Source organism: Cutibacterium porci, assembly GCF_009696315.1.
Taxonomy (GTDB): domain Bacteria; phylum Actinomycetota; class Actinomycetes; order Propionibacteriales; family Propionibacteriaceae; genus Cutibacterium; species Cutibacterium porci.
In genome coordinates this window covers 1-23,210 of the sequence record NZ_VUMG01000004.1, presented here as the reverse complement: position 1 = coordinate 23,210, position 23,210 = coordinate 1, and the positions used below count along the sequence as shown (strand labels likewise).

At 58.9% G+C, this 23,210-nt stretch carries 26 protein-coding genes and 1 tRNA gene; 17 read left to right on the top strand and 10 right to left on the bottom strand.

The genetic code is table 11. From position 1 onward, the window contains the following. Positions 1–23 precede the first annotated feature (23 nt). The 7 genes from FYJ43_RS10245 to FYJ43_RS10215 all read right to left on the bottom strand — a co-directional run bounded on the left by FYJ43_RS10245 (position 24) and on the right by FYJ43_RS10215 (position 4,206). The gene (locus FYJ43_RS10245) at positions 24–239 is read right to left on the bottom strand and encodes a CsbD family protein (protein ID WP_326833566.1); all 216 of its coding nucleotides are present in this window, start codon (positions 237–239) and stop codon (positions 24–26) included. 189 nt (positions 240–428) lie between these two features. After that, positions 429–1,562 (bottom strand): alpha/beta fold hydrolase, encoded by a 1,134-nt coding sequence (locus tag FYJ43_RS10240; protein WP_154564584.1) that lies wholly within the window; start codon positions 1,560–1,562, stop codon positions 429–431. 188 nt (positions 1,563–1,750) lie between these two features. Then, positions 1,751–2,062 (bottom strand): hypothetical protein, encoded by a 312-nt coding sequence (locus FYJ43_RS10235; protein ID WP_229771738.1) that lies wholly within the window; start codon positions 2,060–2,062, stop codon positions 1,751–1,753. Beyond that, positions 2,047–2,637, bottom strand: a complete 591-nt coding sequence (locus tag FYJ43_RS10230) for a hypothetical protein (protein WP_154564850.1) — start codon at positions 2,635–2,637, stop codon at positions 2,047–2,049. Before FYJ43_RS10230 ends, FYJ43_RS10235 begins: the two co-directional genes overlap by 16 nt. 29 nt (positions 2,638–2,666) lie before the next feature. Next, positions 2,667–2,957 carry a hypothetical protein gene (locus FYJ43_RS10225; protein ID WP_326833565.1) on the bottom strand — a complete coding sequence of 97 codons (291 nt, stop codon included), beginning with the start codon at positions 2,955–2,957 and terminating at the stop codon, positions 2,667–2,669. A gap of 210 nt (positions 2,958–3,167) precedes the next feature. Further along, entirely contained in the window at positions 3,168–3,752 is a 585-nt protein-coding gene (locus FYJ43_RS10220; RefSeq protein WP_407643737.1) for a cadmium resistance transporter, read from the bottom strand. Between the two features lie 368 nt (positions 3,753–4,120). After that, positions 4,121–4,206, bottom strand: a tRNA-Leu gene (locus tag FYJ43_RS10215). A 139-nt stretch (positions 4,207–4,345) separates the two neighbouring features. On the opposite strand from FYJ43_RS10215, the gene FYJ43_RS10210 reads away from it, so the two are divergent. Together FYJ43_RS10210 and FYJ43_RS10205 are read left to right on the top strand one after the other, a co-directional pair. Further along, positions 4,346–5,707 (top strand): M20/M25/M40 family metallo-hydrolase, encoded by a 1,362-nt coding sequence (locus tag FYJ43_RS10210; protein WP_154564580.1) that lies wholly within the window; start codon positions 4,346–4,348, stop codon positions 5,705–5,707. A gap of 2 nt (positions 5,708–5,709) precedes the next feature. Beyond that, positions 5,710–7,005: a citrate synthase gene (locus FYJ43_RS10205; protein WP_154564846.1), complete on the top strand. Its 1,296-nt coding sequence runs from the start codon at positions 5,710–5,712 to the stop codon at positions 7,003–7,005. Between the two features lie 10 nt (positions 7,006–7,015). Here FYJ43_RS10205 and FYJ43_RS10200 read toward each other — a convergent pair whose 3' ends face one another. Then, entirely contained in the window at positions 7,016–7,990 is a 975-nt protein-coding gene (locus FYJ43_RS10200) for an aldo/keto reductase (protein ID WP_154564578.1), read from the bottom strand. 157 nt (positions 7,991–8,147) lie between these two features. Here FYJ43_RS10200 and FYJ43_RS10195 point away from each other — a divergent pair, with 157 nt between their 5' ends. The 5 genes from FYJ43_RS10195 (at position 8,148) to hisG (ending at position 11,490) form a co-directional block, all read left to right on the top strand. Then, entirely contained in the window at positions 8,148–8,729 is a 582-nt protein-coding gene (locus FYJ43_RS10195) for a DUF3090 domain-containing protein (protein WP_154564576.1), read from the top strand. Continuing rightward, positions 8,726–9,526, top strand: a complete 801-nt coding sequence (locus FYJ43_RS10190; RefSeq protein WP_326833607.1) for an SCO1664 family protein — start codon at positions 8,726–8,728, stop codon at positions 9,524–9,526. Before FYJ43_RS10195 ends, FYJ43_RS10190 begins: the two co-directional genes overlap by 4 nt. Before the next feature lie 60 nt (positions 9,527–9,586). After that, on the top strand, positions 9,587–10,249 hold the full coding sequence (gene pnuC / locus FYJ43_RS10185; protein WP_326833564.1) for a nicotinamide riboside transporter PnuC: 663 nt from the start codon (positions 9,587–9,589) through the stop codon (positions 10,247–10,249). Positions 10,250–10,314: 65 nt separating this feature from the next. Then, on the top strand, positions 10,315–10,581 hold the full coding sequence (locus tag FYJ43_RS10180; RefSeq protein ID WP_326833563.1) for a phosphoribosyl-ATP diphosphatase: 267 nt from the start codon (positions 10,315–10,317) through the stop codon (positions 10,579–10,581). A gap of 54 nt (positions 10,582–10,635) precedes the next feature. Next, positions 10,636–11,490: an ATP phosphoribosyltransferase gene (gene hisG, locus FYJ43_RS10175; RefSeq protein WP_154564574.1), complete on the top strand. Its 855-nt coding sequence runs from the start codon at positions 10,636–10,638 to the stop codon at positions 11,488–11,490. Between the two features lie 44 nt (positions 11,491–11,534). Here the strand turns inward: hisG and FYJ43_RS10170 are convergent, their stop codons facing one another. Beyond that, positions 11,535–12,092 carry a hypothetical protein gene (locus FYJ43_RS10170; RefSeq protein ID WP_154564572.1) on the bottom strand — a complete coding sequence of 186 codons (558 nt, stop codon included), beginning with the start codon at positions 12,090–12,092 and terminating at the stop codon, positions 11,535–11,537. Positions 12,093–12,194: 102 nt separating this feature from the next. Here FYJ43_RS10170 and FYJ43_RS10165 point away from each other — a divergent pair, with 102 nt between their 5' ends. The 7 genes from FYJ43_RS10165 (at position 12,195) to pheT (ending at position 18,936) form a co-directional block, all read left to right on the top strand. After that, positions 12,195–12,629 carry an SseB family protein gene (locus tag FYJ43_RS10165; RefSeq protein WP_154564839.1) on the top strand — a complete coding sequence of 145 codons (435 nt, stop codon included), beginning with the start codon at positions 12,195–12,197 and terminating at the stop codon, positions 12,627–12,629. 187 nt (positions 12,630–12,816) lie between these two features. Then, positions 12,817–13,605 (top strand): translation initiation factor IF-3, encoded by a 789-nt coding sequence (gene infC, locus FYJ43_RS10160; protein WP_154564570.1) that lies wholly within the window; start codon positions 12,817–12,819, stop codon positions 13,603–13,605. A gap of 100 nt (positions 13,606–13,705) precedes the next feature. Continuing rightward, positions 13,706–13,912 (top strand): 50S ribosomal protein L35, encoded by a 207-nt coding sequence (gene rpmI / locus FYJ43_RS10155; RefSeq protein ID WP_195839976.1) that lies wholly within the window; start codon positions 13,706–13,708, stop codon positions 13,910–13,912. 101 nt (positions 13,913–14,013) lie between these two features. Beyond that, positions 14,014–14,385 carry a 50S ribosomal protein L20 gene (rplT, locus tag FYJ43_RS10150; protein WP_122788118.1) on the top strand — a complete coding sequence of 124 codons (372 nt, stop codon included), beginning with the start codon at positions 14,014–14,016 and terminating at the stop codon, positions 14,383–14,385. A 1-nt stretch (position 14,386) separates the two neighbouring features. Continuing rightward, entirely contained in the window at positions 14,387–15,208 is an 822-nt protein-coding gene (locus tag FYJ43_RS10145; protein ID WP_326833562.1) for a TrmH family RNA methyltransferase, read from the top strand. 102 nt (positions 15,209–15,310) lie between these two features. After that, the gene (pheS, locus tag FYJ43_RS10140) at positions 15,311–16,420 is read left to right on the top strand and encodes a phenylalanine--tRNA ligase subunit alpha (protein WP_154564564.1); all 1,110 of its coding nucleotides are present in this window, start codon (positions 15,311–15,313) and stop codon (positions 16,418–16,420) included. After that, complete coding sequence (gene pheT / locus FYJ43_RS10135) at positions 16,417–18,936, top strand: phenylalanine--tRNA ligase subunit beta (RefSeq protein WP_154564562.1); 2,520 nt, start codon at positions 16,417–16,419, stop codon at positions 18,934–18,936. Before pheS ends, pheT begins: the two co-directional genes overlap by 4 nt. 113 nt (positions 18,937–19,049) lie before the next feature. Here pheT and bioB read toward each other — a convergent pair whose 3' ends face one another. Further along, positions 19,050–20,216, bottom strand: coding sequence for a biotin synthase BioB (gene bioB / locus FYJ43_RS10130; protein WP_154564560.1), 1,167 nt, complete (start codon positions 20,214–20,216; stop codon positions 19,050–19,052). Here bioB and FYJ43_RS10125 point away from each other — a divergent pair. The 3 genes from FYJ43_RS10125 to tyrS all read left to right on the top strand — a co-directional run bounded on the left by FYJ43_RS10125 (position 20,215) and on the right by tyrS (position 22,817). Further along, a complete protein-coding gene (locus FYJ43_RS10125) occupies positions 20,215–20,835 on the top strand; it encodes a TetR family transcriptional regulator (protein WP_229771737.1) in 621 nt (206 codons plus the stop codon). The genes bioB and FYJ43_RS10125 overlap by 2 nt on opposite strands. Positions 20,836–20,936: 101 nt before the next feature. Next, complete coding sequence (locus FYJ43_RS10120; protein ID WP_154564558.1) at positions 20,937–21,485, top strand: arginine repressor; 549 nt, start codon at positions 20,937–20,939, stop codon at positions 21,483–21,485. A gap of 75 nt (positions 21,486–21,560) precedes the next feature. After that, a complete protein-coding gene (gene tyrS, locus FYJ43_RS10115) occupies positions 21,561–22,817 on the top strand; it encodes a tyrosine--tRNA ligase (RefSeq protein WP_326833561.1) in 1,257 nt (418 codons plus the stop codon). Positions 22,818–23,210 lie beyond the last annotated feature (393 nt).

Here is a 23,210-nt window from a genome sequence, read left to right as displayed (position 1 = left end):
TTTGGTGTCCGGCCCGACTTTCATCAGTCCTTCAGCTTGTCAATGGCAGCTTGCGCATCGTGCTTAAGGTCAGTCACCTTGTCCTTGACGTCTTCGATCTTCTGACCTACTTTGCCGCTGGCCTTCTGGCCAACGCCCTCGCTCTTGAGGTCGTTGTTATCGGTGAGGTCACCGATTTTCTCCTTGGCGGTGCCGACGGCCTCGTCACTCTTGTTGTTGATCTTGTCGCTCAGGCTCACGAATGGCTCCTTTCGTCAGTCCCCATGGTCATCAGAGTGGGGCATGGGCATATTTTACTGGTTCTGCCAGGTTTCCCAGCCATTTATGTCCGATGAGTTGTCGGGGCTCAATACGTCAGACAGACGGGTGAGGGAACAGGGGTAGCGTTCCGCGGCCAACTGCGGAACGCCACTTTTGAATAGGCTACCTCAATTGTTGTGGGAGTTGATCCAGTCGACGGCGGTCTTGATGACCTGGTCCTTGGTGGGCTCGTTGAAAATCTCGTGCATGAGGCCATGCCACTGGATGATCTTCTTGTCCTTCGAGGTGATGGCGTTGTACCAGTTGACGTCAAAATAGCTAGGCACAAGGCCATCATTTTCGCCATGCATAATCAACGTCGGAGCCGTGAAATCGTGGGCATTCATGACGTTATAGGTCTCGCCGACGACCATCTGTTCAGCCAGGCCCAGCCTGACATAGTGGTTGTACAGAGGATCGCGGTACCAGTGGTCGATGCGGACTTCGGGATCCGAGCATAGGCCGTATGGTGGGCGGCCAACCAGGATGACCCTGGACGATAACGGTCCTGATGGCATCCGGATGGATTTTGGATCTTTGACGGCCATTTTGACAAGACGGGCGTCGAAGCTTGTTATTTGATCCATTGGGAGGATCTGGCTGATCTGTGGCAGTGCGTGTTTGGCGAAGAAGTTAAGGTTGTCAGGAGTGATCGTCGTCGGTCCCTGGGTATCCGGGCCATCGACGTTGGCGAAGGTGCCGCCACCGGAGGAGACGATGCCGTCGACAGTGCCTGGGTACATGATTCCATAAGACTGGACGGCGATGCCGCCCATGGAGTGTCCCAACAGGAACACTTTCTTGCCAGCGTTTTCCTGATGAGCGGTGCCGACTACTTGATGAATATCGGATTCGATGTTCCACCAGTCATCGAACTGGCCACGTGGAATGGAATTGTTGACGTACGGGGCAGCGCTTCGGCCGTGACCGCGATTGTCAAAGCGATACACGCTGTAACCAGCATCAGTAAGGCTCTTGGTCAGGTATTCGTAGTTAGAAGAGTTTTCCATGAGCCCGTGGACCAGGACGACGGCTCCTCTGGCATTGGGGACGATGTCCTTGCGGTAGAACAGCTTGGTTCCTAACTTGTCGGTGGTCTTGAAGTAGCCGGTTTCCTTGTGAACCTGGTTGATAGCGGGTTCCGCTGCGGCTAGCTGGGCACCGGTGTCGGCATTGGCGAGGGTCGGAGTTGCCATACTTACACCGGTTACCGCCATGGTGCCGGCAATAGCCAGTGCACTGAGCTTGCGTGAAAATGACATCGAGATGCTCCTTCGCGTCGATTTCGCCGCCTCATCTTCGAAGACGATCGTTACGCACGATATGAGCCGAGAGGTCCGTCAGGGAGCGTCGATCCGCAGGTGTGGTTAATCGTGCATGGGGCGGATCGTGGTGTGAGAAAACGATCAGCCGCGACGCCCGTAGTCCATAACGCCGAGACCCACGGGTGTTACTGATGTAGCGCTATGACGAGGTCTTGGTTTCGGTCTGCTTCGGCGAGTTCGGCTTCGGCGTCGGCGCGGGAACGCCCGTCGATGGCTTCGCCCCCGCCATCACTATGGCCCCCACCTCCATGATGGCCTCCGGCCCGACTACCGCTGCCACCGGTGGTGTGGTGGTAATCCACGTCAGCGCGCACATCATAGCCAGGACCATCCGTATTCACACTGCCGTTCCAGCCGCCATCACTGGCGAGGGCGGGAAGTGCACTGGTGGCCAGGGCTAGTCCCAGCACGGTGGTCGTGATTACTTGACGTCGCATGAGGGAACCTCCACTCCGTTCTGTGCGATCATTTTGATGGTGCCTGCCTTGTGGCGGGCATACCAGCTATCAACGTGAATGAGTCGGCCGTGATCAGTCTTGCCGTCACGCTGGATTGTGCGGATGGACGTGTAGTCTTCGCACGATTCCAGGGCGATAGCGGCTTCGGGATATGTCGTGTCTCCCGTTTTTTCGCGTACGGCGGTGATCTTTGGGGTCCCTGCTGTTGCTTTGATGCCCAAGCCTGAGATCTTGTGGTTAAAGGTCATGTAGTTTTTGAGTGCTTGGCCGGTGGCGTAGTTCGACAGTGTCGCGGGTGCGGGTTCCCCAGGAACCAGGCCACCGTTCTTTTCTAATGCGAAGACGTTGGCGGCCAAGGTGCGGTACACGGTTTCGGCGTCGGTGGCGCTGATCGCACCTGTTGGGGGTGTTGGTGTGGGGGTAGGACTCGCCGTCATCGTAGTGGAGGCGTGGGGTGTCGGTGTGGGGGCTGTGGCTGCCCCGCTTGACTGGCAGCCTGTCAGGGCTGCCAGGGTGATAACGGTTGCGGTTAGGGATGCGCCACGATGGTGCATGACAATTCTCCTTGCATGGGATAAAGCGGTCATGATGCGTTCCTGGTGATATGGGTGAGGGAGTCGATGATCCGGGTAGTGTCGTCGTTGAGGTCTACGCCTAGCCGCCGCGCTGTTGCGGAGAGGTGGTTGATGAGGTCGTTGACTTTGTCCATGTTTCCGGCTTGGTATTCGGTGCGTAGGCATCCGGTTATGAGGTCTTCGTGGTCGGGGGATACGAGTAGTCCTTGGGTGAGTGCCCAGCGGGCTAGGTTGATGTCCCCGGCTTGGAGGGCTCGGTCTGTGACGTGCAATGCTGTATCGACGATGCGGGCTTCCACGTGGTACATCGATGCCCGGAATTGGCGCAAATCCGAGTCAGGAACCCCCGCAAACAAACGACCCCGACGTAGGAGCGGCAACTCCCTGGCGACGCTGGCAAAGACAAGAAATCCGACATGATTGCACAATTATCGCCGCGACCGGCTCACTTTGCAGAGGCGGCATGTCTTGCGCGCGATATCGCCACTCTTGCTGGCGTCGGCTGTACCTCACAGACCGAAGGCATGACCCTTTACGAGAATGACGATGCCAAGGATGATGAGCACAAGTGGGAAGAGGATGTGCTCTGAGCGCTCTAGCCACTCGTTGATACCAGGACGTGTGGCGACGAGCTTAGAAAGCCACACCAGCACACCTACAAGAATCAGGAAGACGGCGCAGAACAGAGCGATGTCCAGCGGTTCAACGGTGAGGAAGACCGGTACATAGACTCCGATGTTGTCTCCACCGTTAGCGAACGTGACGCCGGCAACGGTGAAGACGGAGACCTTCTTGCCGGCGTCAAGGTCGTCGTCGTCACCGCTGAATGCTTCCCATGCCGCTTTAATGCCTAGAAGGAGCGGGATGAGACCGAAGTACGGGATGGTGCTTTGTGGCAAGAGAGCGCCAGCGCCCCAGGCGGTGAGGAGTGCTGTTGCGAGGATGGCACCGAAGCCAAGGTACTGCCCGAGCGTGATGTTGCGAGTGGTCCCGGGGCGCTTCGCACCGCGAGCAAAGAACAGCGATAGCACGATGATGTCGTCGATGTTGGTGACGGCGAATAAGCCAACCGCCTTGGCGATGACAGCCCACATCAGCGTGCGCCTCCGTAGCAGTTCCCGGTTTGACACTGGTCGCAGGGCTGCCTTTCGTCGACCATGACGTCCACGAATTTGGACCATCCGATGCGATGCATGGCATCGAGGCAGTTCGCAGCGGTCAGCATTTACTGAACAGTACAAGAGCTGCTGGATATGTGTGAATCTGACCGCACCTGGCGGATCGTGCCGACCGTGTAGTCACGGTGCCTCCGAACCGGTGCGGCTCGTTGAGGCCCTGCAACGAATCTGCACCGAATGTTCGCGGTTACGTGCGGCTTACTGCCCCCATCCGCGAATTTGCCCGGACATGACGAAAGGTCTCTGGCCACGAGTTATACCGTGCCAGAGACCTTGTCTCAGAGTGTCCGAGAGAGGACTTGAACCTCCACAGCCTTAATCGGCCACTAGCACCTCAAGCTAGCGCGTCTACCAATTCCGCCACCCGGACTCGTGCCTCCGATGCCACGCTGCTGCGCGGTACCGGACGATCATGGGACTTTAGTCGACTATCGACTCACAATGCAAATTAGCGTCCATCGAGTGCCCCGGCTCACGTCAGAAACCCGCGCGAGTGACACAATCGCGACATGTCAGATCTCTTCAGCATGACCCTCGACGACCTGGTTGACGGCCCAGACTGTCCGCAGGCCGAAGTCGTCGACATCTGCTCCCGCATGATCCAGATCGACTCGCAGAACTTCGGCTCGCAGGGCGCTCGGGGCGAGCTTGAGATGTGCCAGTATGTGACCAGGCTCCTCGACGACATCGGCGTCGACGTGACCATCTATGAATCCGAAGGCCGTGCCACCCTGGTCGCTGAATGGGCCCCGGGGGGCACCGACATGACTCGTCCTGCCCTGTTGCTACACGGCCACAGTGACACCGTCCCATTCGAGGCGGCTGACTGGACCCTCCATCCACTGTCCGGTGAGGTCCAGGACAACTGCGTGTGGGGCAGGGGAGCCATCGACATGAAGGGGTTCCTGGCGATGGTCCTGTCGGCTATCCGGGCTCGCCATCGTCGAGGTGAAGCGCCGTCTCGGCCTATTCGCTTCATCATGTTTGCAGACGAGGAGGGCTCAGGGACCCTCGGCTCCACGTGGCTCGGCGCTCACCACCCGGAGGCTTTTGACGGCGTCACCGAGGCTATTAGCGAGGTCGGCGGGTTTTCTCTGACGACGCCGCACGGACAACGTGTCTACGTCGTCCAATCCGCCGAGAAAGGGCTGTGGTGGTTTCGGATGAGTGCCACCGGCAGCGCAGGACATGGATCCATGCGTAACCCGGACAACGCTGTCACCCATCTGCTTGATGCGCTGTCCCGCATCGACGCCCATCACTGGCCGGACTTGCATCACCCGGTTCAGGAGGAATTCCTTGACCAGATAGCGTCGATATGGGGCCTGACAATTGACCGCGACAATCTCGAATCCAGCCTGTCGCCCATTGGACCCCTGTCACGAATGGTGGCTGCCTGCTGTGCGCACAGTGTCACCCCGACGGTCCTCTCGGCCGGCTACAAAGTCAATGTTGTCCCAACGCGTGCCAGCGCGGAGATCGATGCCCGATTCATTCCCGGAGCCGAGGAGGACATGATGTCGACGATCAAGTCCTTAGCCGGGCCAGAAATAGACTTCGAGACGATCTCCTTTAAACCGGCTGCGTCCGCGCCGTTCACAGGCCCAGCCGTTGATGCGATTCGACGAGCCATTGATGCTGAGGATCCGGGGGCCGTCGTGCTGCCCTACCTCAACTCGGCTGGGACCGACGCTAAAGGATTCGCTGTCCTTCCTAACGGTCGCCGAATCAACTGTTACGGGTGCACACCGCTGAGGCTGCCAGTCGATTTCGACTTCATCAGTCTTTTTCACGGAGTCGACGAGCGAGTCCCCATCGGATCCCTCGTTGTCGGTACCAAAATCGTCGATCACATACTGCAGGAGGCTTGATGATGAGCGTTCAGAATCCGAAGGCAATGGCAACCTTGATCCTGGATGGTCAGGAATACAGTCTGCCGGTCATCACGGGAACCACCGGCGACCGAGTTATCGACATTTCCAGCCTCCGCCAGCTCACGGGCGGGGTCACGACCTTCGATCCGGCCTTCGCCAATACAGCCGCATGCCGGTCAGCGGTCTCGTGGATCGACGGCGAGAAGGGGGTCCTCACCTATCGTGGACTACCTATCGAAACCTTGGCACGCGAGCGCGTCTCTTTTGTAGAGACCGCGTGGCTGCTGATATTCGGGCACCTGCCCACCGAGGCTGAGCGCGACGACTTTCGGACTCGATTGACCGAGTACTCGGCTTTGCATCGGTCGATGAACCTTCACTTCAACGCTTTTCCGCCAAATGGGCATCCGATGGCGATCATGTCTTCCATGATTAACGCGATGAGCACCTACGACCGCCCGCGAATTACCGACGAGGAGTCATTTACTGACGCAGCGGCCAAGCTCATGTCTAAGGTGCGGACGATTGCGGCTGCGTCGTACAAAGCGTCAATTGGGGAACCAGCAATCTATCCGCGCTACGACCTCAAATATGTCGAAAACTTCATGCATATGATGTTTTCCTTGCCGTACCGAGACTATGAGCCGGACCCAGTGGCGGCGCGTGCCCTCAACTTGTTCTTCGTCCTGCACGCTGATCATGGCCAGAACTGTTCGACCTCGACGGTGCGGATGGTCGGGTCCTCGGGGGCCAACCTGTTCACGTCATGTTCCGCCGGGGTGTGCGCCCTGTGGGGAGACCGCCATGGTGGAGCCAACGTGAACGCCGTGCGCGCCCTACAACGTATTCGCGACTCTGGCCTCACTCCACGCCAGTATCTGGCAAAGGCTAAAGACTCTGGTGAGAAGATCTCTGGCTTCGGACATCGCGTGTACCGTAATTGGGATCCCCGAGCGAGGATTTTCCGTAGTGTCGTCGGTCCGCTGCTCGACACCATGCACAAACCGGATCCATTGCTCGACATCGCCATGGAGCTGGAGGAGGCCGTTCTCTCTGACGATTACTTCGTTGAGCGCAGGCTGTACCCGAACGTGGATTTCTATTCTGGGATTGTTCTGCGTGCGCTTGGTATCCCGCTCAACATGTTCACTGTTATGTTCGCTATTGGGCGGATGGCCGGCTGGATCGCTCACTGGAAAGAGGTCTTTGAGGACCCGACGACGAGGATTTCCCGTCCCCGTGAGCTTTACGAGGGTCCAGCATCGACCCCGTGGATACCGCGTGAGGAACGCTGATTTCGTTGACCTAAGCCGTGTCCCGAGCGAGGTTAGGACCGCCAGTAATGTCGTCGAGGGCCGACGTGATCTCCGTGGGAAGAACAACATCGTCGGTCCCGAGTAATTCTTCGAGCTGTGAGGTTGTCCTCGGTCCGACAAGGGCCGAGGACACGACAGGAGCATCACGCACCCATGCCAACGCGATTTGTGGGACCGTCGCTCCCAGGCCGTCAGCCGCCTTCACAATAGCCTCGACAACAGCGCTGGATTTGCGCGTCAGATAGGGATCCACGAACCACGAAAGCCGATCAGATCCGCCTCGGGAATCTTTGGGGGTGCCGTGGCGATACCGGCCTCCCAAGACGCCGCGCCCTAGCGCCGACCACGCCAATAGCCCCATTCCGTGGTGCTGAGCTGAAGGAGCGACCTCGATTTCGGCACGACGGGCCAGTAAGGAATACTCCACCTGATTACTCACCAGGGGGATACGAGCTCCATCTGCCCGCTGCCATGTCGCTGCCGTGGCAGATTGCCACCCGACGAAGTTGGAGACGCCAACGTAGCGGGCCATCCCCGCTTGTACGGCGTAGTCAAGTGCTGCGCAGGTTTCCTCAATAGGGGCGTCTCCCCAGGCATGAACCTGCCAGAGGTCGACGTGATCGGTGTGGAGACGACGCAAAGATCCCTCCAGGTCGCGCAGCAGCGCACTGCGTGAGGTGTCTACGACCCTTTTGTTGCCCTCGACGACGAATCCCGCCTTCGTGGCAATGACAAGGTCGTCTCGACGAATGTCGGTATGGATGAGCTTTCCGATGAGTTGCTCGGCGAAGCCGCCGCCATATGCTGGCGCAGTATCGACGAGATTGCCGCCGGCGTCAACGAAATGCCGAACCATGGAGCGAGCCTCGCGAGAGTCAGTCTGCCCGCCCCATGTCAGGGATCCCAGCCCAATAGCAGACACCTTGAGGCCACTAGCCCCGACGGTTCTCATGCGCATGTGCATCCTCCTCGTCTGGATCACCCTAACGGAGCACCCTCAAGCCGGCCTTGAGGCACGACGAATCCTTTAGCGGACGGGGGCAAACGCCGGACGGCGCCTGGACGGAGATTTCTGTCAGTCGTCTGTCTGCGGATCTCGCGTGTGTGGCTAGGGTGGGACTATGACTCGTCGAACTTTTCGACTCGAACGTCCCGATCGTGTGGTGGTCGGAACCGTGGGCCAGCCGGGATCACGTGTGTTCCATTTGCAAGTCCGCGAGGGATCCCAGCTTGTGACGGTCCGTTGTGAAAAGGTCCAGATCAGCCACATTGCTCTCCAAATGGATCGGATCCTCGACGGTTTGGCTGCCCATGTCGCGGACGTATTCGTCCCACCGTCGGTCGAAAAACCAGACGATCTCGACCCTTTGGATGCACCGATAGAGGAAGAATTCACTGTCGGAACAATGGCGATGGCCTTTGATGATGAGTCCAAGCGCATTGAGATGGAGATGTACGCCGTCAGTGATGATGAACTCATGATGAGCGATCCAGCGATGCTGCTGACGACCCTGCCGGAAGCGGCTCCAGATTCTCTCGAAGTCGTCATGACGACGTCCCAGGCGCGCCAGTTTGTGGCGAGGTGCCGAGTTGTTGTGGCATCAGGGCGTCAATACTGCCCCTACTGTTCTCAGCAGATATTGTCGGCCGAGGGCCACTTGTGCCCACGCTCGAATGGCTACCGCAGGCCACTGGTGTGGTGAACGCAACAAATCCGTGGAATCTGCCATGTATTCCCAGGCCGAGAGCTCCATGGCGCGTCGAGGAGGTTTTGCCTGATTCCGGTAGTGGGGCCTTGGTGGTGCGCGATGCCGACTTTCGGCTGTGGGTGTACAGGCCGGATGCGCATGAACGTCATCTGCGCGATTTCCCGACGGGCACTCGCGCCAAGCGGGATGTTGCGGCATGTTTGTTGTCACGGGTGATGGGTATCGGTCTGGTGCCATTGACGATTTTGGTGAGCGATGGACCACAGGGGTCTGGGTCGATGCAGCGCTGGATCGACGATGACATTGAGAACCCTCCGGTGCGTGCTGATGTGACCGAGCGTCTTCCACCGCATTGGCACGGTTTTTTACTGGGGGTCGACGAGGATGATCGGGAGATTGGAATCGCTCATTCTCCTCATCCAGCGCTGCGTGCCCTGGCTCTCTTCGATGCCGTCGCGAATAACGCTGACCGTAAGGGTAGGCACGTGTTAGTCGGCCCGAATCCTGATCTCGGTGGCGTCGCTCAGGTGTGGGCGGTTGATAATGGTCTGACCTTTCACACAGATCCCAAACTTCGAACGGTGCTGTGGGGATGGGCTGGACAGCCGTTGGAACCTGTTGAGGAAATGATGCTCAACGAGGTCCTTAACGTTGGTGACGCGGATTTCGAGGGTCTCATTACCCATGACGAGATTGACGCGATGAGGCACCGGGCTCAAGATTTGTTGGAGTTCGGCGCTTTTCCTGGCCCGAGTGGGTTACGGCCTGCCTTGCCATGGCCTCCAATGTGATGACTTGTCGATCTACGAGAATATGGCGGTCCGTTATGGACGGTCGGAAAGGTGTGTGCTGTGTCCGATATTCTCACGTCCCTACTCAACGCTCAGCTTGATGTGGGGCTGGGAAAGCCAATCCTGTGGCGTGAGGTTATCGGAAATATCTTTGGGCTTGCCTCTGCCCTGGGCGGTGCCCGGCGTCGAATATGGGCTTGGCCAGTCGGCATCATCGGTAACGTCATCCTTTTTACTGTTTTTCTCGGCGGTGTGTTCCACACTCCACAGGATCTCAATTTATGGGGGCAGGCAGGACGACAGGTCTTTTTCCTTGCGACAAGCGCTTATGGATGGGTAGTTTGGGCGGCGACTCGACGCAATAACGGCGCATCCCAAGTGGCCGTACACCCTCGGTGGGCCACTCGTCGCGAGCGCATTGCGGGGCTGACGGCTGCCATCATCATGCTGATTGTCTTCTATTTCGCGCTCAAAGCTTTGGGGTCCTGGGGGCCATTGTCAGATGCGTGGATTCTTACTGGATCGATCCTTGCGACCTGGGGTATGGCGCGCGGCTGGAATGAGTTCTGGTTCGTGTGGATTGCAGTCGATATTGTCGGTGTCCCGCTGCTAGCTACCGCCCAGTACTACCCGAGTGCCCTCTTGTATGTCTTTTATGGGGCGTTCTGCATCTACGGGTTCGCGACCTGGTGGCGTGCGCAGGCCACCGCCGATGACTCCTGAGGTGGGTGAGTTCGTTTCGTGGGCGCGTCAGTGGCAGTGCTCGGCCAGTCGGTAGCCTGGCACCTGTGAGCAAGACATTCGAGGACCTCTTTGCCGAGCTGTCTGCCAAGGCGCAGACCCGTCCCTCAGGTTCAGGAACCGTTGACGAGCTTGACCGTGGCATACATGCTATCGGCAAGAAAATCGTGGAAGAGGCCTCCGAGGTGTGGATGGCGGCTGAATACGAGGGCAATGAACGGTTGGCTGAAGAGATCAGCCAGGAGCTGTATCACTTGCAGGTCATGATGATTAAGCAGGGTCTGACCCTCGACGACGTATACAAGCATTTGTGAATTCCCAGTCGTCCGTGACTAGTTATCGTCATTGCTATTTTCTGAGGAGACTTCATGCCCGATCTGCTGCGCATTGCTGTGCCGAATAAAGGCGCTCTGTCCGAGGCGGCATCCTCCCTACTTACTGAGGCTGGCTACCGTCAACGTATAGACCGTAAAGATCTCACTCTGGTTGACGAGGCTAATGGGGTGGAGTTCTTTTATCTGAGACCACGCGATATTGCGGTGTACGTGGGGGAGGGGACTCTCGACATTGGCATCACCGGCCGGGACCTTTTGCTTGATTCCAAGGCCGATGCCATCGAGATCAAGGGTCTGGGTTTTGGTCATTCTCGGTTCCGTTTCGCCGCTCCTAAAGGCTCGACAAACACCATCAAAGGGCTAGCGGGAAAGCGAATTGCTACCTCTTACCCTGGCCTGTTGAGCGCTTTCTTGGAAGATCAAGGGATCGACGCTCACCTCATCCACCTGGATGGCGCAGTTGAGTCGTCAATCCGACTCGGCGTTGCTGACGCCATTGCTGACGTCGTCGAAACTGGGACAACTCTGCGCAGGGCCGGCCTTGAGATTTTCGGTGACGTCATCTTGGAGTCCGAGGCCGTGCTGATAGAGCGTCGGGGCTTCGCTGGCGGTACAACGTTCGATCACTTTATGCGACGCATTGACGGCGTGCAGGTCGCTCGCAGCTACGTCATGGTCGATTATGACGTTCCCGCTGAAGCACTCGCAGCCGCCACCGCTCTAACACCAGGACTCGAGGCTCCCACTGTGTCGCCATTGTCCAAGGACGGCTGGTATGCGGTGCGAGCCATGGTGCCGCGCACCGTAGTACAAGGCCTTATGGACCAACTATGGGACGCCGGCGCTCGTGCGATCCTGTCGACAGAGCTGTCAGCATGTCGACTGTGACCGGACGTCAACTCGTAGCTGCAGTCCAGGCAGAGGGCGGGGAATCACTCAATCCCGCGCTTGCGCAGGATTTCTTCTAGTTCGGCGTCTTCATCGTTGTCGGATGCCGGGGCTGAAGGCTTCTCGGGGACGGGCCTCGATGTGCGCACCGGCGCGCTTGCCGGGGTAGTTTCAGAGGCATCCCGGGTGGTATGTGGACCTGGAGCGTTCGTGGAGGTTGACGCGGGGATAGCTTGCGAGGCGTCGCGCGCCTTCTTGCGGGTGGCATGGTCTTGACGGCGCTGGCGTCCAGTCTCACGATCGACCGGCGTCATAAATCCAGCCACAAACCACGTGACAAGACCAATGACTATGACGATAACGCCAATCCAGATAGTCCTCGTCATAGCTGTCCCGGTGAACCAGTCAACGACGAGGTGGATCGCCCGGACGAGAAGGCGCATCAGGCCGGTCAGGACTAGGCCGATAGGTAGGACGGCTAGACCCAATCCGCGCAGCATGGCGCGTGAGGATCGGCGGGACAACCATCCCGATAGGGCCCACAACAGCGGCAAGACGACTAGCACAATGGTGACGACGGCAACGACGGTCGTTTCGCTCATATCACTACTGTTCCATATTCATGGCACACGTGGATCCTGCAGTCATAGGTTTCGGCTAGTGTTGCGCAGGTGCCTGCTCCACTTTCTCCAACCGGCGGTGACATGGGAGACGCCGATCCCCAGGTGCGTGGCGCTCTGGCCGCGTGCCTTACCGACGACGCCTACCGCACCTCGTATCTTGAAGCGGTATCTACCCTGTGTGCGGGCGCGCGCCTCTTTATGCCGGTGCTCGCAGATGAAGACGGCGATATGGGTGCGGTCAAGCTCACCAATGAGCACGGAAGCACCGCATTATTGGCATTCACTGGAATTGATTCGCTTATGGCGTGGGACTCGCGGGCTCGTCCAGTTCCTGGTTCCCTCTCAGACCTTGCCGCAACCGTCACTGAGGTAGGTGCCGACGCGCTCCTCATTGACGTCGCTGGCCCGGCACCCTTCGTCATTGGTGCTGACGTCCTCACACCGATCGAGAAAGGTGCCCGCTTGGTGAAGCTGGATGATGGTTGGGGATGGATGCGCAGCGCAGGCTCCTCCTAACCTGTCCCTTAACTGCCGCCGTATCGCGGCCATCGCCCTCGATTTGTGGTGACGTTATCTGCTGCCGTATAATGTGCGAAGCGATCAGTGCAAAACTGGTGCTAAGCAAGCGGGGGCCTGACCTCCCACCTAGGCGGATCTTGTTCGTCGGGTCATGATGGGCTTTATTGGTTCGTCGGGATGTGTGATGCATCCTTCAGGTCTTCGTGCGCGAAGGCCTTTTTTCGTATCCGGATCGTGGCGGCGCAGATGCGCCATATTTAACAGAACAGACATCCGGGAGGACCCCATCAGTACTGAACCCCGCATCAACGAGCGGATTCGCGTTCCCGAGGTGCGCCTGGTCGGCCCTAATGGCGAGCAGGTAGGCATCGTCAGGGTTGAGCAGGCTTTGCAGCTTGCCCGTGAGCAGGACCTTGACCTCGTCGAGGTGGCTCCGCAAGCCCGCCCCCCTGTCGTCAAGCTCATGGACTACGGCAAGTTCAAGTACGAGGCGGCCCAGAAGGCTCGGGAATCGCGACGCAACCAGGCGAACTCCATCATCAAGGAGATGAAGCTTCGTCCAAAGATTGACGATCACGATTACGAGACTAAGAAGGGCCATGTTCTGCGGTTCCTCAAGGCTGGCGACAAGGTCAAGATCACGATTATGTTCCGTGGTCGCGAGCAGTCCCGACCGGAGCTTGGCGTCAACTTGCTGCGCCGTCTCGCTGATGATTTGACCGAGTACGCGACCGTCGAATCTCCTCCTAAGCAGGAGGGTCGAAACATGCTCATGATTCTGGCCCCGACTCGCAAGAAGAACCAGGCCAAGGCAGATCAGAAGGCTGAACGCGACCGCCGCGCCGCTGAGCGCGCCGAAGCGGCCGAGGCTGATAAGGCCTACGAGGCTGCCCAGCGGGCTGCTGCCGGCACTGCAAAGAAAAAGAAGAAGAAGGGTCCGGCCGACAATATGGATCCTGACATCGACCTCTGAGCGATGCTCAGAACCAGGCGATCCGGTTGTCATCGGTGAGCCAGCCCGGGACCTTCCCTCCGGTTCGCGGGACGACATACATGAACGAATGGAGCTATCCATGCCCAAGATGAAGAGCCACTCCGGGACGAAAAAGCGTTTCAAGGTGACCGGGTCGGGCAAGATCACCGCTCGCAAGGCGGGCAAGCGCCACCTCAACGAGCACAAGTCCTCGCGCGTTACTCGCCGTCTGACTGGTGAGACCGTCCTGGCTAAGGGCGAGGCTGCCAAGGTCAAGAAGCTGCTCGCTGGTCATCCTGGCCGCTGACGAGAGCCGACGTCGCGACTGACGACGTCCCAGGTCCATTGGGCGGCATCCGCCCCGAACCCACATCCGGGACTGACCCGGCAGATCCAAGGAGAATCACTATGGCACGCGTGAAGCGTTCTGTGAATGCCAAGAAGAAGCGTCGCGAGGTCCTTGAGCAGGCCTCCGGTTACCGCGGACAGCGCTCGCGCCTGTACCGCAAGGCCAAGGAGCAGACCCTCCATTCGGCCACGTACTCATTCCGCGATCGTCGTGCGAAGAAGGGCGACTTCCGTTCGCTGTGGATCCAGCGCATCAACGCTGCTTCCCGCGCCCAGGGCATGACCTACAACCGTTTCATTAACGGTCTAAAGAATGCTGGCGTCGAGGTCGACCGCAAGATGCTCGCTGAGCTTGCGGTTTCCGACATTGACGCTTTTAACAGCCTCGTCGAGGTCGCTAAGGCCAACCAGCCGCAGAACGCTGCTGCCTGAGGTGGTCATGGCCGACGGACCGAACGACGACCATGCGGGGTGGGATCGCATCTCGAAAGGATCGTTGCGTTCGGCCCGTCGTCTCTCATCGCGGCGCGGACGCGACGAGTCTGGGCTGTTCTTGGTCGAGGGCGCCCAGGCGGTTCGAGAGGCGTTGGCGTGGCCAGGCAAGGTCAATCTGTTGGCGACGTCGGACCCAGTCCGCGACGCTGAGTACGTTAAGGCAGCTGAACGTCGTGGCATCCGAGTTGCGGTACTTACCGACGAAGATGTCAATGCGCTCTCCGACACTGTTACTAGTCAGGGAATCTTCGCGGTGTGCCGCCAGATTACCAGCCGTGAACTGCCCGAGGGGAATGTTCGTCTCGCTGTCATCTGCGCTCAAGTGCGCGATCCTGGAAATGCCGGGACTGTCATCCGCTGCGCTGACGCTTTTGGCGCTGACTGTGTCATCTTGACGCGGGGATCGGTCGATCCGCATAACCCCAAGACGGTTCGCTCATCGGTGGGGTCAATCTTTCACCTACCCGTTGTCGTCGGTGTGGAACTGGCTGACGCGGTGAGCTGGGCCCACCAGCACCACATGTCGGTATTGGCGGCCGACGGAGGAGGCCATAGCCTTGACGCCGTCGCTCGGTCGGGATGTCTCAAACGGCCCATTGCATGGTTGATGGGTAACGAAGCATGGGGTCTTCCCGAAGCTGATCGCGCTCTCGCCGATCAAGTTGTGGGAGTCCCAATGTGGGGGGCCGCCGAGTCTCTCAACCTTTCGACTGCGGCTGCGGTCGTGCTCTACGCCACGGCGAGTGAGCAACGAGCCTAAGCGGCGACCGTCCATACGGCGTCGACGCCACTAGACTTATCGACATCAATCACACACGCGCCCGAAACACGGGTGTTTCCAGACCCATCAGGGGGAAGGCCCATGAGTGGCCCCAATACGAATTATGACCCGGTCCAGGTAAGTGCCCTGGACGCCGATCAGGTCGAGGCTCGGGTGGCCGAGGCCTTGGAGGCTACTGCCGGGGTTTCAACTACTGCCGAGCTCAAACAGGTGCGTATCGCTCATACCGGCGACAGGTCGCCGCTGGCTCTGGCTAACCGCGAGATCGGTGCTTTACCTCCCGCTGCCCGGAAGGATGCTGGTAAGCGCATTGGGCAAGCTCGAGGCAGAGTCAATCAGGCGCTCAAGGCTCGTCAAGAGGAGCTTGCTGAGGCGGAGCTTGAAGCCCGTCTCGCAGCCGAAACCACTGACGTCACTTTGCCCGTCGTCGCGACTCCGCAAGGTGCTCCGCACCCGATCACGGCTCTCATTGATGACGTCTGCGACGTGTTTACCGCCATGGGCTGGGAAGTAGCTGAGGGTCCCGAGGCTGAATCCGAATGGTTTAACTTCGACGCTCTCAACCTTGGCGATGATCACCCTGCTCGAGCTCTGCAAGACACGCTGTGGCTTGACCCAGTCTCTGACGGGAAGTGCATGCGCACAGCCACCAGCCCAGTGCAGATCCACACCCTGCTTAAGCAGCAGCCTCCGGTGCGCGTTATCAGTCCGGGTAAGGTGTTCCGAGCCGATGAGTACGATGCCACTCATCTTCCGGTGTTCCACCAAGTTGAGGGGCTGTGCGTCGACAAGGGCATCACCATGGGCCACCTCAAAGGAACCGTCGATGCCTTTGCTCAAGCCATGTTCGGCGACGTGCGCACGCGCTTTCGCCCGCACTATTTCCCCTTCACCGAGCCCAGCGCTGAGGTCGATGTGGAGTGTTTCGTATGCCACGGAGCCTCAGTTGGTAACCCAGACCGACCGTGTCGCACGTGTCGGTCCGAGGGCTGGATTGAATGGGGTGGCTGCGGGATTGTCAACCCACGAGTGCTGATCGCCTGCGGCATCGATACCGACGTGTATTCCGGATTCGCCTTTGGTATGGGTATCGATCGCACGGTGATGTTCCGCAACAATGCGCCCGATCTGCGTGATTTCGTCGAGGGTGACATCCGATTCAGCCGCTCATTGAAGGGGGGAGCACGATGAAGGTTCCTATGTCATGGCTACGTGCCATGGTCAATTTGCCGGATGGTACGACTACCAACGACGTTGCCCAGGCGCTGACTAGCCACACAGCCACCGTCGAGAAGGTCGACGTCATTGGCGGAGAGCTGACCGGGCCGATCATTATTGGGCACATCCTGTCTTCGGTTCCCGAGCCGCAAAAGAACGGGAAGATTATCAATTGGTGCCGGGTCGACGTTGGGCCTCGCTACAACGCCGAAGGACACCCCAAAAATGCCGAGGAGGGAGTTGAGGGCCGCGGCATCATCTGCGGTGCCCCCAACGCCGTCGAGGGTGCTTGGGTGGTTGTGTCCTTGCCAGGCGCTGTGCTGCCTGGGGGATTCGCGATCAGCGCCCGCAAAACGTACGGCCATATGTCCGATGGCATGCTATGCGCCTCCGACGAGTTAGGTATCGGTTTCGACCACACCGGCATCATCACTTTGCCACCGTCGGTGGAGGGCCATCAGCTCATTCCTGGCGAAAACGCCTTGCCGATCCTCGGGGTTCCCGAGGAGGTATTGGACGTCGACGTTACCCCGGACATTGGCTACTGTCTGTCAATGCGAGGCATCGCCCGCGAGGTGGCGCACGCCATGTCGGTCCACTTCCGTGATCCTTACGACGAGGAGCCGATTGGGCCAACGCAGGGTCCTGTTGCGGTAGACGTCCAATCCGATGCCTGCAGCCAGTTCATCGCTCTGCCGGTGAGCAACGTGAACCCTGATGCTCCCACCCCAAGGTTTATGTCTGATCGCATTACTCGTGCCGGGATGCGACCGATCAACCTCGCTGTTGATATCACCAATTACGTCATGCTGGAGTCTGGTCAGCCGCTGCATGCGTATGACGCTAATAAGGTCAGCGGCACGATCGTCGTCCGTAAGGCACACGAGGGTGAGCATCTGGTGACCCTCGACGACACCGATCGCCTTCTCGATCCCGACGACCTGGTCATTGCCGACGACTCTGGTGCCATTGGTTTGGCCGGCGTCATGGGCGGTGCAGCCACTGAGATGACCGGCGAGTCGACGTCAATCATCCTGGAGGGCGCTCACTTCGATCCGATGACAGTGGCCCGCGCGTACCGGCGACACAAGCTCGGTTCGGAAGCGTCGCGTCGGTTTGAGCGGGGTGTCGATCCGGTGTGTGCCCATAGCGCAGCGGTCCGAGCAGCGGAATTGCTGGTCGAATATGGCGGTGCCACTGTGGGTGAACCCACTGTCGTTGGCGAGGTTCCCGAGATGCCACACCAGACGATGAGCGCCGACTTACCTAGCCGGATTCTCGGCACGAAGGTGGCACCCGAAGAGGTCATCGAGATTTTGACGCGTTCAGGCGTTAAGGTAACCGCTTTGGGGGACTCCCTCACCCTTGTCGCCCCGACCTGGCGTCCCGACCTCGTAGATGCCTACGACTACGTCGAGGAGATCGGTCGCAAAATTGGGTTTGACCGTATTGAGCCTGCTTTGGCGCCGAGCCTGGGCGCTCGCGGTTTGACGAAGGCCCAGCAGGGTCGGCGTCGGGTGCTGCGCTCGGTCGTCGACGCGGGGTTCGTCGAGCTCATTACCTTGCCGTTCATGGCTGATAAGGATCTCGATGTTCTCGGTATCGGCGCTGATGACGTACGTCACTCGACTGTGAAGCTGGCGAACCCGCTTGACGATACCCATCCCTACTTGCGCACGACCCTGTTGCCTGGGCTATTTCACGCCGTGGCGACGAATATGTCGCGATCTCAGGAAGATCTCGCAGTGTTCGAGAGCGGGGCTGTTTTCCGCGCCGTTTCTACGGGCCCGGCGCCACGGCCGAGCGTCGAAAAGCGGCCCTCCGATGATGTGCTTGCCGAGATCGACGCCGCTTTGCCAGCCCAGCCACGCATGCTTGCTGCTGTGATTTGTGGCAAGTGGTTACCGGATCGCTGGGATGGACAGTCGGTGAAAGCTGATTGGCGTCACGCTGTGCTGGTCGCCGAAAAGGCCGCTGAAGCCCTTGGCGTAACGCTGGTGCGTAAGGCTGACCATCACGCACCATGGCATCCGGGTCGTTGTGCGGCTCTCATCGTAGATGGGACGACCATCGGATATGCCGGTGAGCTGCATCCCACGGTGGTATCAAAGGCTGGTTTGCCGCAGCGCACCTGCGCGGTAGAACTCGACCTCGATGCCCTGGTTGCTGCAGCTCCCCAAGGCGGCGAGGTCACGGCGATCTCGAGCTTCCCTGTTGCCAAGGAGGACGTTGCTGTGGTTGTCGACGAGTCTGTCGCGGCTGAGGACGTTCGCCAGGCTCTCATTGAGGGAGCCGGGCCGTTGCTTGAATCGGTTGAGCTTTTCGACGTCTACGAGGGTGAGCAGGTGGGCGACAAGCGTAAGTCACTGGCATTCAACCTGCGACTTCGGGCAGCCGATCGCACGTTGACCGATGCCGAGGCTGCTGAGGCCCGTGATGCTGCGGTGGCACGAGCTGAAGAATGCTGCGGCGCTCAGTTGAGGTCGTGAGCTCAAGACACATGCCCACTGTGGGGTCGGCGCCAGGACGACCCCACAGTGTTTGATGAGGGCAAAGCACTTGATGAGGGCTTAGTGGGTGAAGCTCAGGGCTTGACTACAGTTCAGGCGTTCGCCGGGACCTCGGTTCCGATGCCCCGATGACGGATCGGAACGGCGTTGATTGGTAGGTCTGCTGCGCGGTTTGCGGCGACGTCAGTGTGTACCATGGGCTGGCCGTCTGCCCCCTCGGGAACGAATCCGCCGTCCTCAATCATCTGCAGGTCAGCGGCGCCAGCAGCCCCCTCGCTGGTCAGGTAATCGCCTAGGAAGATCGAGTTCACGACCTCAAGGGCTAGCGGCTGCATAGTGCGGATGTGCTGTTCACGTCCGGCAGCGGCGCGCACCTCCGAATCGGGGTGAACGAAGCGCACCATTGCGAGGCGCTTGAGGCACCACTGCGGGGTAATGTGCTGGGCTCCGCCAGCCAGCGGAGTGCCCTCAAAGGGGAGCAAGAAATTCACCGGCACGGAGTCGACACCGTGCTTGCGCAGGTCGAAGATGACATCGACGAATTCTTCGTCGGTTTCACCCATTCCGGCAATCACCCCGGAGCAGGGTGACAGACCGTTGCGCTTGAGGACCTCGACGGTGTTCATCCTGTCCTCGTAAGAATGGGTGGTGCAGATATCGCCGTAGTGGGAGCGGGCGGTGTTGGCATTGTGATTGTATGCGTCGGCGCCAGCCTCTTTGATGGAGGCTGCCTTTTCATCGTCAACGAATCCCAGACAGACGCACACCTCGACGCCAGGGTGATCGGATTTGAGGGAACGCACCATGTCATTGACGCGCTCGACGTCTCGCTTGGACGGGCCATGGCCGGATGCCACCATGCAGACGCGTCGTGCGCCACCGGCAATGCCAGCTTCGACGGCGTCGTGCACTGTCTGCGGGTCAGCCCAGGAGTATTTCATAATGTCGGCGCGCGATCCCAGGCGCTGCGAGCAATAGGAGCAGTCCTCGGGACATAACCCCGATTTCAGATTGACAAGGTAGTTGAGGCGAACCCGGTTATTGAAGAAGTGGCGACGAACCTTTCCGGCAGCGGCGATGATCGACATGAGTTCGTCATCACTGCTGCGAAGAATTTCGAGGGCCTCTTCACGGGTGATGGACTCGCCTTTCAGGCCGCGCTCGGTCATGTCGGCTAGATTCAGCAATGCTCTGGTCCTTCCGAGACTGGAGACGTCCTGAACACTGTTCAGGATTGAACGGGGTTCAATGTAGTCCATGTCGCCAACGTGGGCCACCCCGGTAATGGTGTTCTCGGCTAGGGGAGTCACAGTGAGCCTGACGAAACCGGACATTGTCCGGGCGGGAGTAGAGATTCTTGACGCCTATGGACTCGGTGACCTGTCGATGCGACGTGTGGCCGAGCGTCTTGGCGTCAAGGCTGGTGCGCTTTATTGGCACGTTGCCAATAAACAGAGCCTTTTGGCCGCAGTGAGTGACGAAATCCTTGCTGGTGACGCGGGTCCGACGATGGTTCCGAGTGAGGATGCTCAGTTCGCTGACGGGGTGAATGAATGGGCACGGTGTTTCCGATCGACCCTGCTTGCTCACCGAGACGGTGCTGAACTCGTTGCGTCGACGATATCGGTAGGGCTCGGTCAGGTTGACCCAACGGTCAACTTGCGTCACTTTCTGCGCCGTCAGGGGTTGAGCAGTGATCGGGCAGACTCGGTCTGTCGGGCCTTGGTGCATTTGGTGGTTGGTCACACCATGGAGGAGCAGACTCGGGTACAGCTGCATGACCTTGGAGTACTGAGCGAGGTTGATCCAGCTGGACAAAATGACGACTTTGACCTCGCTATGACGATATTTGTCGCCGGTCTCCCCTCCTTGCTCTGAGCTAGAAAGTGGACGTTTCGGCCGCTCGTGGTGCATACTTATGTGGTACGAGGAATGTTTAATAGTCGCTCCTGGTGAAGGGGGCGTACCGAGGGGGTTCTATGGGCGAGGGGCACTCTGCGCCGGCCTCACGTGCGGCGCGTCATGCCCGGATTCGCGCTCTCATCAAGGAAGGGCGAATCTCTTCTCAAGCTGAGTTGGGGGACATCCTTGCCTCCGAGGGCTTCGTTGCCTCCCAAGGCACCTTGTCGCGTGATCTTGTTGAGATTGGTGCCGTGCGTGGACGCGACTATGCGGGAAACCCTTGCTATTCGATTCCAGAAGGTGAGCATCCTTCTGATGTAACGACGGGTTCCCCGGCGTGGATCACGCTGGCGAGGATGACGAAGGAGTTGTGTACCGGGGTACGCAACAACAAATATCTCGTCGTCCTTAAGACGCCACCGGGTGCAGCCCAGTATTTCGGAGCAGCTATTGATAAAGCCGGTCTGGATATCGTGTTAGGGACGATCGCTGGAGACGACACCATCGCGTTGATGTGTGCGACCGGCGTAGACGCGGGAGAGCTGGCAGATGCTTTTTCGCAGATGGCCGCAACAGGGGTGCCGGCTGAAATTCTCTCGCGTCAGCTGCATGGAGAGTCGGCCTGAACGTACCTGGTCATTCGGATCGCTAAACTGGCGGCCAGTCGGCCTATACAGGGTCGTTAGCGAGAGGAAATAGACGTGTCGGATCTGTTGGACGACCTGGAGTGGAGGGGCCTCGTCGCTGACTCCACCGACCGTGAGGCATTGAAGGCCCATTTCGCCCAAGGACCCGTTACCTTCTATGTGGGCTTCGATCCAACTGCCAAGAGCCTTCATATTGGCCATCTTGTTCAACTCATGCTGGTGCGTGCCTTGCAGGAGCGTGGTCATAAGCCGTTGCTCCTTGTTGGTGGGGCTACCGGTCTTATTGGCGATCCCAAAATGACCGGTGAGCGTCAGATGAATGATCGGAAGGTCGTTGCCGAGTGGGTCGAATCCATCAAGGAACAGGTGAGCAAATACGTCGACACTGACGGCCCGAATGCTGCACGTATCGTCAATAACTACGATTGGACCGTTGAGTACACAGCTCTTGATTTCTTGCGCGATGTTGGAAAACACTTCTCGGTCAACCGAATGTTGGCCCGCGATGTTGTGGCTCGCCGGTTGGAAAGCGGCATCTCCTACACCGAGTTCAGCTACGTCCTACTGCAGTCGCTGGACTTCTACGAGCTCCATAAACGCTACGGCTGTACATTGCAGACGGGTGCTCAGGATCAGTGGGGCAATATCACCGCTGGTGCGGAGTTTATCCGCAGGACTACTGGTGACGTCGTCCATGGCCTCGTGACTCCATTGCTCACCAAGGCTGACGGCACTAAGTATGGCAAGACAGAATCTGGGACAGTGTGGGTAGACCCTGAGCTGACGAGTGCCTACGCCTTCCATCAGTTCTTCCTCAATGCGGAAGATTCGAAAGTCATTGAATACCTCAAGATTTTCAGCCCTCGCTCGCGAGAAGAAATTGAAGAACTCGCGCGTAAGACTGAGCAGGAGCCGTGGCGTAGAGCGGCTCAGCACTGCCTAGCTGACGACCTGACTGATCTGGTACATGGCGTCGACCAGCGCAAGGCAGCTGAAGCTGCAGCCCAGGCGATCTTCGGACGCGGTGAATTGGGCGATCTTGACGAGCAGACGGTGTTGTCTTTGGCTGACGAGCTCGGCGCTGCCCATCATGAGGGGGGCGAATACCCGACGGTAGTTGAGGCAATGGTCGCTGCTGGTGTGGTCGACACGAAGTCCGCCGGCAGGCGTGCCGTCACCGAAGGCGGTGCCTATCTCAATAATGTCAAGGTTACTGATCCTGATCAGCGCCTGACTGACGATGACTTCCTCTGTGGCCGTCTTGCCCTGATTCGGCGCGGCAAGAAAACGGTGGGTGCGCTCACGCGATGAACTGTCGCTGACGTCATCTATCCGGGGGTCTACTAGAGCCAGTGGCCCCCGGATTTTTGTCTCCGGAGACATTAACGGGGTGTTGACGAGGAGCTGGATTTGCGTTGGTGGTGTGTTTGTGGCAGTGTTTCTTTTCGGCTTCGCGCTTGTGGGGGTTCTGGTGGTCCTTGTGTGGGATTGCTGGGGGCATGATTTGACGTTTGTGTGATGAGTGTTTAAGCTTCTGCGGGTTCCCTTTTTGGGGGCTGGGAATGATTGTGGTTTCCGGGGATTGTTTGTGGTTTCTGGGGATTGTGGTGGTTTCCGCTGGTGAGAATCTGGATTGTGTTGATCTGGTTTGATCTGGTAGTGTTGGCTGGGCTGCTGCGTTGTGTGGTGGTGTGGTTGTGGCTG